10 protein-coding genes are annotated in these 9,126 nt (G+C 61.3%); 3 read left to right on the top strand and 7 right to left on the bottom strand.

Translation table 11 applies throughout. The features are described 5' to 3' along the window. Window positions 1–2: 2 nt before the first annotated feature. Window positions 3–908 (top strand): ChaN family lipoprotein, encoded by a 906-nt coding sequence (locus tag IE093_RS05570; protein ID WP_189466972.1) that lies wholly within the window; start codon window positions 3–5, stop codon window positions 906–908. Here the strand turns inward: IE093_RS05570 and IE093_RS05575 are convergent. The 6 genes from IE093_RS05575 to IE093_RS05600 are packed head-to-tail and all read right to left on the bottom strand — an operon-like array spanning window position 893 to window position 5,403. Next, the gene (locus tag IE093_RS05575) at window positions 893–1,348 is read right to left on the bottom strand and encodes a DUF4426 domain-containing protein (RefSeq protein ID WP_189466974.1); all 456 of its coding nucleotides are present in this window, start codon (window positions 1,346–1,348) and stop codon (window positions 893–895) included. The genes IE093_RS05570 and IE093_RS05575 overlap by 16 nt on opposite strands. A gap of 55 nt (window positions 1,349–1,403) precedes the next feature. Then, window positions 1,404–2,000 carry a methionine biosynthesis protein MetW gene (metW, locus tag IE093_RS05580; RefSeq protein ID WP_189466976.1) on the bottom strand — a complete coding sequence of 199 codons (597 nt, stop codon included), beginning with the start codon at window positions 1,998–2,000 and terminating at the stop codon, window positions 1,404–1,406. Continuing rightward, a complete protein-coding gene (metX, locus tag IE093_RS05585) occupies window positions 2,000–3,154 on the bottom strand; it encodes a homoserine O-succinyltransferase MetX (RefSeq protein ID WP_189466978.1) in 1,155 nt (384 codons plus the stop codon). Before metX ends, metW begins: the two co-directional genes overlap by 1 nt. 53 nt (window positions 3,155–3,207) lie before the next feature. Next, window positions 3,208–3,798 (bottom strand): YggT family protein, encoded by a 591-nt coding sequence (locus IE093_RS05590; protein WP_189466980.1) that lies wholly within the window; start codon window positions 3,796–3,798, stop codon window positions 3,208–3,210. Window positions 3,799–3,823: 25 nt separating this feature from the next. Next, window positions 3,824–4,648 carry a pyrroline-5-carboxylate reductase gene (gene proC / locus IE093_RS05595; RefSeq protein WP_189466982.1) on the bottom strand — a complete coding sequence of 275 codons (825 nt, stop codon included), beginning with the start codon at window positions 4,646–4,648 and terminating at the stop codon, window positions 3,824–3,826. A 56-nt stretch (window positions 4,649–4,704) separates the two neighbouring features. Further along, window positions 4,705–5,403, bottom strand: coding sequence for a YggS family pyridoxal phosphate-dependent enzyme (locus IE093_RS05600; protein WP_189466984.1), 699 nt, complete (start codon window positions 5,401–5,403; stop codon window positions 4,705–4,707). A gap of 33 nt (window positions 5,404–5,436) precedes the next feature. On the opposite strand from IE093_RS05600, the gene IE093_RS05605 reads away from it, so the two are divergent. After that, window positions 5,437–6,462, top strand: a complete 1,026-nt coding sequence (locus IE093_RS05605; RefSeq protein ID WP_189466986.1) for a type IV pilus twitching motility protein PilT — start codon at window positions 5,437–5,439, stop codon at window positions 6,460–6,462. Window positions 6,463–6,486: 24 nt separating this feature from the next. Here the strand turns inward: IE093_RS05605 and IE093_RS05610 are convergent, their stop codons facing one another. After that, window positions 6,487–7,620: an anhydro-N-acetylmuramic acid kinase gene (locus tag IE093_RS05610; RefSeq protein WP_189466988.1), complete on the bottom strand. Its 1,134-nt coding sequence runs from the start codon at window positions 7,618–7,620 to the stop codon at window positions 6,487–6,489. Window positions 7,621–7,735: 115 nt separating this feature from the next. Here IE093_RS05610 and tyrS point away from each other — a divergent pair, with 115 nt between their 5' ends. Then, a complete protein-coding gene (tyrS, locus tag IE093_RS05615) occupies window positions 7,736–8,935 on the top strand; it encodes a tyrosine--tRNA ligase (protein WP_189466989.1) in 1,200 nt (399 codons plus the stop codon). Window positions 8,936–9,126: the final 191 nt, after the last annotated feature.

Here is a 9,126-nt window from a genome sequence, read left to right on the forward strand (position 1 = left end):
TCATGCGTCGACGCGAGTGTCTCAAGGGATTCGTCGCCCTGGCGGCGTTGGGCATGATACCCGCTGCCGAGGCCGAGATCGAAGCAGTGCGTCCGCAGGGGCGCGTGCGCGACCTGCGAGGCGGTATCTGGCTGAGTGAGCGGGCTCTGATGGCGCGATTGTTTGAGGCTCGTGGGGTGATCGTTGGTGAGCGGCACGACAATCCCGAGCACCATCGGCTGGAACGCTGGTTGATCGACCGGCTGGCAAGCCGCGGGCAATTAGGCGGGGTAGCGATGGAGATGCTCGACCCCAGCCAGCAGGCGCGGCTGGAGAGCTACTCGGCCGCCGAGCTGCTGGCGCTGCCTGAGGCTGATTTACGCAAGTTGCTGCAATGGAACGAAGGGTGGAACTGGCAAGCCTATGGCCCGATAGTGCGACGAGTACTCGAACTGGGGCTGGTGCCGCGTGCAGCCAACATTGGGCGCCAGGCTATCAAGGAACTCGTAGCTACCAACCAGGCACCGGCATTGCCCCCGGCGGTGGCTGCCGTCCACCGCCGGATCTTGATCGAGGGCCATTGTCATCTACTCCCCGAGAATCGGCTTGATGGGATGCTGGCCGCCCAGGTGGCCCGTGACAAGGCCATGGCTGCGGCATTGGCGGCGTTACCGCCCGTGGCGGTTTTGATCTGCGGTAGCGGCCATGCACGTCGTGACATCGGAGTGGCACTACATAGCGACGTGGCACCTCTCTCGCTGGCCTGCGTCGAGTTGGCGCCAGGCCAGAACGACTGGCGTTCGGCATTGCCTGCCGGTGTCGATGGCGTGCCACCCTATGACCTGGCCTGGTTCACGCTCCCCGTCGAACGAGGTGACCCCTGTGAGGCACTGCGTGAGCGCGTGGCTCACGATCAGCGGTCAATGTAGAAGCGCTGGACGAAGTTGATGCTTGCCGGCTCCTGGTTGCGGTCGTAAGTCACATTGAGGTTGAAGCGCATCGGTTCGTCTTCCTGGATCCGGAAGGTCGCCAGATGATAGATGGCGTCATCGTCACGTACGGTGCGAAATGACAGGCTCTGGAGTTGGCCGGCGAGATTGCCGACGTTGCCATTGACCGTGGCGTTGACCGGGCGGGTCGAGCCATCCTCGAGTTCCTCGCGCACGCTAATGTTGAGCAGTGCCTGTATTTGGCTGCGTTGGATATCGTAGGCTGCGGCGACATCCGCGGGTAGGAAGCTGGTATTCACCGCGCTGTAGTGAATCTGATAGTTGCCCACCTGCTCGAATTGCTGTGCCGATACCAGGCCCGCACTCAGCATCAGCAACAGGCCAAGTCCCCAGGCGAGAAAGGTGCTTCTTGTGGCCATGGTTTTCTCCCCTCCTCGAGTCGCTCGTCGATTTATTTCCACGTTCCCCTGTCGACTACCGGCCGCGGCTGACGCGGAAGATGGCCGTTTCACCGAACAGGTTAGGCCACCACCGTGAGCTCCAGTGACCTTCGTGGTCGCCGTTGCCCACAGCACGGTCACTGATGATCAGACCCTTGTCACGGCACAGGCGTTCAAAATCGTTGAAAGTCGAGAGATGGATGTTGGGAGTGTCGTACCAGGCGTGAGGCAGCGACTTGGATACCGGCATGTAACCCTTGAAGCCCAGATAGGCGCGGTGGCGCCAATAGGCAAAGTTGGGGAAGGTGATGATGCATTCGCCAGCCACGCGCACCATTTCGTCGAGCATCCGGTCAGGGCGGCGCAGAGCTTGCAAGGCCTGGGTCATGATCACCAGGTCGCAGGCGTTATCATCGAAGTTTGCCAAGCCTTGATCGAGGTTCTGCTCGATGACATTGACACCGCGCGCGATGCAGGCGGTGATGCCATCGGGGTCGATCTCCAAGCCATAGCCGGTGACGTTCTTGTCGCGAGCCAAGGCTGCCAGCAGGGTGCCGTCGCCGCAGCCCAAGTCGAGCACATGGGCGCCTTCTGGCACCCAGTCGTGGATGAGTTCAAGATCGGCGCGCATCAAGTGTCCTCCAGGCCGAGGTCGCGGGCTACGCGACCCATGAAACTGGCGAATACTGCCTGGTAGCGGGGCTCCGGCAAGAGGAAGGCATCATGGCCATGTGGTGAGTCGATACAGGCATAACTCACTGGTTTGCCGGCCCGGATCAGTGCATCGACCAGCTCGCGGGAGCGCAAGGGGGGGAAGCGCCAATCGGTGGAGAAGCTGACCACGAGAAACGGGCAAGTTGCCGGTGCTACCGCTGCCGCCAGATCACCGCCATGGGGGGCGGCCGGGTCGAAATAGTCCAGGGCCTTGGTCATCAGCAGGTAGGTGTTGGCGTCGAAGGAGGTCGAAAAGGTGTCGCCCTGATAGCGCAGATAGGACTCGACCTGGAACTCGACGTCGTAGCCGAAATTGAGATCGTCGCTGCGCAAGTCGCGGCCAAACTTGGTGCCCATGGCGTCTTCGGAGAGATAAGTGATATGGCCGACCATGCGTGCCAGCTTGAGGCCGCGTCGGGGAACCGTGCCATGCTCGGCGTACCAACCTTCATGGAAATCAGGGTCGGAGCGAATCGCCTGGCGTGCGACTTCGTTGAAGGCGATATTCTGTGCCGACAACTTGGGAGTGGCAGCGATGACGACGGCATTGGCGATACGCTCCGGATAGGCCAGGGTCCACTGCAGGACTTGCATGCCTCCGAGGCTACCGCCGACTACGGCAGCGAAGCGATCGATGCCCAGGCGGTCCGCCAGCCTGGCCTGACTGTGAACCCAGTCACCGACGGTCATCATCGGGAAGTCCGGACCCCATTGGCGTCCAGTGTTGGGATTGATGGCGCAGGGCCCGGTGCTGCCGTGACAACCTCCCAGATTGTTCAGCGACACCACGAAGAAGCGGTCGGTATCGATACTCTTGCCGGGGCCGATATGGGCATTCCACCAGCCGGGCTTGCGATCCTCGCGGCTATGATAGCCAGCAGCATGGTGATGTCCCGACAGGGCATGGCAGATCAGTACGGCATTGCTGCGACTGGCGTTGAGCTTGCCATAGGTCTCGTAGACCAGGTCGTAGGCCGGTAGTGTTCTACCACAGGCCAATGGTAGTGGCTCGTCGAAGTGAGCCGTCTGCGGCGCCACCAGGCCGACCGAATCGCAGGGGAGCTCGGGCATCGGGCTATCGTTGTTCACGGATGTTGTTGTTCCCGTCGTTGTCATGGCGGTACTCACAGGCCGACCAGAGCACCGGATACACCGGCGGCCCGGGTCAGGGAGCCCACTACGAGACCATCGACGATGCTAATGGCGATGAACACCACGATCGGCGATAGGTCGATCATACCAAGCGGTGGGATCACCTTACGGACCGGGGCCATGATCGGTTCGACCAGTTGAAAGATCAGTAGCGCCGCGGGGTGACTCGCCTGCGGCGCAACCCAGCTCAGGATGATCATTGCGATCAGGGCGAAGAAATAGATCTTGAGGATAGCGTTGGCCAGTGCTGCCACGGCACCGATGGCTGCACCGACGATGGGGGGAACCCCGTAGCCGGCGATCTGCAGGATGACGATGATGCTCACGGCCTTGATCAGGAAGCCAGCGGCCAAGGTAGCGAGATCGATGGTACCGATCGGACGTAAAAACCCCTGAAAGGGGCGGACCACCGGCTGGGTGATCCTGACCACCGACTGACTGATAGGGTTGTAGTAATCCGCACGTGATGCCTGCAGGAGGAAACGCAGCATCAGCAGCAGCAGGTAGATATTGATCAGTGTGTTGACCAGCAATAAGCCGGCACTTCCCAGTTGACTGCCCATGGGGGCTCCTCGTGACTGAATGGGGCTAACGTTTGCCGAGCTCGTCGGCCATCTCGCGGGCGCGCTCGGCACAGGCATCCGCGGCGTCGAGGAAAGCCTGGCGTAGGCCGGCCTCTTCGAGCACCTGGATAGCACGTTCCGTAGTACCACCGGGCGACATGACATTGCGCTTGAGCTGATCCGGGGACTGATCGCTCTGTTGAGCCATGAGAGCAGCGCCATAGGCAGTCTGCTGGGCGAGTCGACGGGCAGTGTCCGCAGGTAGCCCCAAGCGTATGCCGGCAGCCTCCAAGGCTTCGAAGATCAGGAAGAAATAGGCTGGAGCGCTGCCAGCGATTGCCGTAACTGCCTCCAACTGTGCTTCGTCATCGACCCACTCAGCCAGGCCTACGGCTTGCATCAGGGTGGTAGCCAGTTCGCGTTGGGCGGCTGAAACGCGCGGGTTGGCGTACAGGCCGGCGGCACCCGCACCCACCAGTGAAGGGGTGTTGGGCATGCAGCGGATCACCGCCAGGCTCCCGCCCAACCAATGCTCCAGCGTCTCGGCAGGCAGGCCGGCGGCAACCGACACGATCAGCGGCTTGCGTGCCTGGATGACCTCGTGCAGCTCGGTGCAGACGCTTTGCATGACTTGCGGCTTGACCGCCAATACCACCACATCGGCATTGGCTATGGCAGCACGGTTGTCGGTCTGGGTATGAATGCCGTAGCGGCTGCGCAGGGGGGCCAGGTGCTCGTCGCCCGGAGATGTCGCGGTAATCGCCTCTCGTGGATAGCCGCTCTCGATCATGCCGCCGAAAATGGCGCTGGCCATATTGCCGGCTCCGATGAATGTGACTTGGCTAGCCATGCATATTGTCCTCTCGTCCTGGGCTTTGAATGATGAAGTGTGCCAGAAACCGTCGTTTATTGGCGCGCCCCGAAGATGGCAGTTCCCAACCGTACCAAGGTGGCACCTTCGGCGACAGCCGCTTCCAGGTCATCGCTCATGCCCATCGACAGGGTATCGAGCGGCGCTTGGGGATAATGTTCCCGCAAGGTTTCCAGCGCTTGGCGCAAGCGAGCCAACGGCATTCTCTGCTCGGCCAGGGTCGTGGCGGGGGCGGGAATCGCCATCAGGCCGCGTAGTGCAAGTCGTGGCATGTCGACTACCGCCGAGGCTAATGCATCCAGTTGCTCGAACGTGGCACCCGACTTGCTGGCTTCGCCACTGACATTGACCTGCAGGCAGACATTCAGTGCCGGCAGATGAGCGGGGCGTTGTTCGCTCAGCCGCTGAGCGATCTTTTTGCGATCGATGCTGTGGACCCAGTCGAAGCATTCGGCCACGAACCTGGTCTTGTTCGACTGCAAAGGCCCGATGAAATGCCACACGATATCCGTGAGATCGGCCAGTTCTGCCTGCTTGTGGAGTGCCTCCTGCAGGTAGTTCTCCCCGAAATCGCGCTGACCATGACGATAGGCCTCGCGAATCATGCTCGCGGGCTTGGTCTTGCTGACGGCCAGCAACTGCGCGGCATGCTCGTCCCGCCCGGCATCGCGCAGGGCTGCGGCAAGGCGCGCGCGTGCGGCGGCGAGTGTTTCGGAAAGTTCAACCTCTGTCATACTGAGTCGACCTTAGTAGGGAGCAGGGAACGCATGGATATTACCGAACTGCTGGCATTCTCGGCAAAGCAGAACGCCTCCGATCTGCATCTCTCGGCGGGGTTGCCACCGATGATTCGCATCGATGGTGACATCCGCCGGCTCGATATGCCCGTCATGGAGGATCGTGAGGCTCGAAAGCTGATCCACGACATCATGGATGACTGTCAGCGCCGCGACTATGAAGAACGGCTCGAGGCCGACTTCTCCTTCGAAGTGCCCGGCATTGCACGCTTTCGTGTCAACGCCTTCAATCATGGACGGGGGGCCGGCGCGGTCTTCCGTATCATTCCCTCCAAGGTGCTGACCATGGAGGAGCTGGGGCTGGGCGACCCTTTTTGCCGCTTGACGTCTCTGCCGCGCGGGTTGGTGCTGGTGACTGGGCCTACCGGTTCGGGCAAGAGTACCACCCTGGCGGCGCTGATCGACTTCATCAACGAGACCCGTTCCGACCACATCCTTACCATCGAAGATCCTGTGGAGTTCGTGCATCGCAGCAAGCGTTGCTTGATAAGTCAGCGTGAAGTGCACCGCGACACTCGTGGTTTCGCCCCGGCACTGCGCAGTGCGCTGCGCGAGGATCCGGACGTGATCCTGGTCGGTGAAATGCGTGACTTGGAGACCATTCGCCTGGCGCTGACCGCGGCCGAAACCGGTCATCTGGTATTCGGCACCCTGCATACCACTTCGGCAGCCAAGACCATCGACCGCATCATCGATGTATTCCCCGGCGACGAAAAGGCCATGGTGCGCTCGATGCTCTCCGAGTCGTTGCAAGGCGTGATTTCCCAAGTCCTGCTCAAGCGTATCGGCGGTGGGCGGGTCGCCGCTCACGAGATCCTGGTGGCAACCCCGGCGGTGCGAAATCTGATTCGGGAGGACAAGGTGGCGCAGATCTATTCGACCATTCAGACCAGTGGCAGCCTGGGCATGCAGACTCTGGATGCCTCGCTGGCACGCCTGGCCAGCGATGGCGTGGTGTCGCGTGAGGACGCACAGGCCAAGGCCAGGGGCGTGTAGCCGTCCTGACTCCTCTGAGAGAGTTCAAGGCGCGTAAATGCCTCCCAGCACTCGAAGCCCCGAAGCTCCGGTGACCGAAGAGAGGTTACCGGACAAGCCCGCCAGGCGGCGATACGCCAGCCAGGCGAAGGCGCCCGCTTCCAGCCAGTCGGCGGGCCAGCCCCAGTCGTCGCTGGGTACCAGGGCGGTATCTGGCAAGTGGTATGCCAGGCGCGACAGCAGGTCGGCATTGTGAGCCCCTCCACCACAAGGAATCAGGCTGCTGGCTGGAGGCGCCTGGCACAGCTCTCTGGCCATTTCGACCCCTAGGGCGACACTCGTGGCTGTCAGTTCGGCCAGGGTCGCCTGGACATCCTGTGGTGCTTCATTGCCATTCAAGTGGCGCTCTAACCAAGGTAGGTGGAACACTTCACGACCGGTGCTGCGTGGCGGCGGTTGATGAAAGAACGGCTCGCGCATCAGCGATTCGAGCAGGGGGGGATCTACTTGGCCAGAGGCTGCCCACTCACCATTCGCATCGAAGCGCCCGCCGCGATGGCGACCATGCCAAGCATCCAACAGCACGTTGGCTGGCCCGGTGTCGAAACCAAGAACCTCGGCTGTCCTGTTCTGCGGGGGCAACAGCGTCAGGTTGGCAAAGCCTCCCAGGTTGAGCACTAGGCGCCACTCGGTTGGATCACGAAACAGGGCGTTGTGGAAAGCCGGGGCCAGAGGAGCGGCTTGGCCGCCGGCGGCCAAGTCGCGACGGCGAAAGTCGGCCACCACTTGGCAGCCGGTAAGCTCGGCGAGCAAACTGGGGTTGTCGAGCTGATAAGTGTAGGCCGGGCCGCTAGGAGCATGCCCATAGGGCGCGTGTTCGATGGTCTGACCATGACTGCCGATGGCAACAATGTTATCGCGCGATGTGGCGCTGGTCTCGAGCAGGCGGGCCACGGCTTCGGCCTGCAGGCGACAGAAACTGTCTTCCGCTGTAGCCAGTTCGGCAAAGTCGGCCCGCTTGGCATGGCATAGTGCAAGCAGCCGGTCGCGCAACTCATCGGGGAAGCCAATCGCTTGGGTGGCCAGCAGTTCAGGGGGGCGTGACGACTCGCATCGCACCAGAGCTGCATCAATGCCATCGAGGCTGGTGCCTGACATCAGGCCGATGAACAAAGGCATGCTTCCCTCCCTGGCGCCGTCGGCGCTCAACCGTTATGCACAAGACATGCTACCATCTTGCCCCAATCGAGAATCCGTTTGGTGACAAAACCGCTTTGAGTGGAGAAAGGGTACGATGACCGATGTCGCTAACGCGCTGGCCCTGTTGCAGCGTGGCACCCATGAAATCCTGTTGGGAGACGAGCTGGAGCGAAAGCTCGCCTCCGGCCGCAAGCTGCGCATCAAGGCCGGCTTCGACCCCACCGCACCGGACCTGCACCTGGGGCATAGTGTTCTGCTGACCAAGATGCGCCAGTTCCAGGAGTTGGGGCATGAGGTTATCTTCCTGATTGGCGACTTCACCGGCCGCATTGGTGACCCGACCGGCAAGAATGTCACTCGCAAGCCACTCACCGAAGAGGAAGTCAGGGCCAATGCCCAGACTTATCGTGAGCAGGTGTTCAAGATCCTCGACCCGAACAAGACTGAGGTACGCTTCAACGCCGAGTGGTTCTCCGCCATGAGTGCTGCCGACATGATCGAATTGGCGGGTCAGAGTACCGTGGCGCGCATGCTGGAGCGTGACGACTTTGAAAAGCGCTACAGGTCGGGGCAGTCGATCTCTATCCACGAGTTCCTCTACCCACTGGTGCAGGGCTATGACTCGGTCGCGCTCAAAGCGGACGTCGAGTTGGGCGGTACCGACCAGAAGTTCAACCTTCTGATGGGGCGCGAAATCCAGAAGCACTTTGGTCAGGAGCCGCAGGTGGTGATTACCATGCCCTTACTGGAAGGGCTGGACGGCGTGCAGAAGATGTCCAAGTCGCTGAGCAACTATGTCGGCGTCGACGAGGCTCCCGGCGTCATGTTCAACAAGCTGGTGTCCATGCCTGACAGTCTGATGTGGCGCTACTTCGAGTTGCTGTCACTCAAGGGCAATGAAGAGATCGGGGCCCTCAAGCGTGATGTTGAACAGGGTGCCAACCCCCGCGACATCAAGATGGTCCTGGCCCGTGAACTGATCGGTCGCTACCACGGTGAGGAAGCTGCGGCCCATGCCCACAAATCTGCCGGCAACCTGTTGACCGAAGGCGAGCTTCCTGAAGACCTGCCCGAGGTCAGTGTCGATTTCGAAGGTAGTGCCCACGCGCCCATCGCCGCCGTGCTCAATCGCTGCGGGTTGACCAAGAACAGTGCTCAGGCCAAGGACATGCTCGGCAATGGCCGGGTCAAGGTCGATGGTCAGGTGGTCGAGCGCGATCACCTGCTGGAAACCGGCAAGAGCTACGTGATCCAGGCAGGAAAAAAGCGCTTCGCCCGAGTGAGTGTTAGCTGAACGACTGCTTGATGGATCGTTCGGCGAGTTTTTTTGTCAAAGATTCTTGTAGAGGGGCGCAAGAATCCGTAAAGTACGCATCCGCTGCCGGCGACGGGCAAACGTTGCGGGCGGTGGTGAGTGGCCGAAGTGGCTGTTTTCGTTGGGCTTTTTCGGATCGTTTGGGCGATTCGGGGTTGCACGGAAGCGGC

The sequence above is a fragment of the Litchfieldella qijiaojingensis genome, from assembly GCF_014651875.1.
Taxonomy (GTDB): Bacteria; Pseudomonadota; Gammaproteobacteria; order Pseudomonadales; family Halomonadaceae; genus Litchfieldella; species Litchfieldella qijiaojingensis.

What these genes read in the sequence shown, in the direction of transcription:
- proC (WP_189466982.1), bottom strand. Translation starts at nt 4,648, where the DNA reads ATGGCTAGCCAAGTCACATTCATCGGAGCCGGCAATATGGCCAGCGCC.
- IE093_RS05590 (WP_189466980.1), bottom strand. Translation starts at nt 3,798, where the DNA reads ATGGGCAGTCAACTGGGAAGTGCCGGCTTATTGCTGGTCAACACACTG.
- metW (WP_189466976.1), bottom strand. Translation starts at nt 2,000, where the DNA reads ATGCGCGCCGATCTTGAACTCATCCACGACTGGGTGCCAGAAGGCGCC.
- IE093_RS05610 (WP_189466988.1), bottom strand. Translation starts at nt 7,620, where the DNA reads ATGCCTTTGTTCATCGGCCTGATGTCAGGCACCAGCCTCGATGGCATT.
- IE093_RS05575 (WP_189466974.1), bottom strand. Translation starts at nt 1,348, where the DNA reads ATGGCCACAAGAAGCACCTTTCTCGCCTGGGGACTTGGCCTGTTGCTG.
- metX (WP_189466978.1), bottom strand. Translation starts at nt 3,154, where the DNA reads ATGCCCGAGCTCCCCTGCGATTCGGTCGGCCTGGTGGCGCCGCAGACG.
- IE093_RS05605 (WP_189466986.1), top strand. Translation starts at nt 5,437, where the DNA reads ATGGATATTACCGAACTGCTGGCATTCTCGGCAAAGCAGAACGCCTCC.
- IE093_RS05600 (WP_189466984.1), bottom strand. Translation starts at nt 5,403, where the DNA reads ATGACAGAGGTTGAACTTTCCGAAACACTCGCCGCCGCACGCGCGCGC.
- tyrS (WP_189466989.1), top strand. Translation starts at nt 7,736, where the DNA reads ATGACCGATGTCGCTAACGCGCTGGCCCTGTTGCAGCGTGGCACCCAT.
- IE093_RS05570 (WP_189466972.1), top strand. Translation starts at nt 3, where the DNA reads ATGCGTCGACGCGAGTGTCTCAAGGGATTCGTCGCCCTGGCGGCGTTG.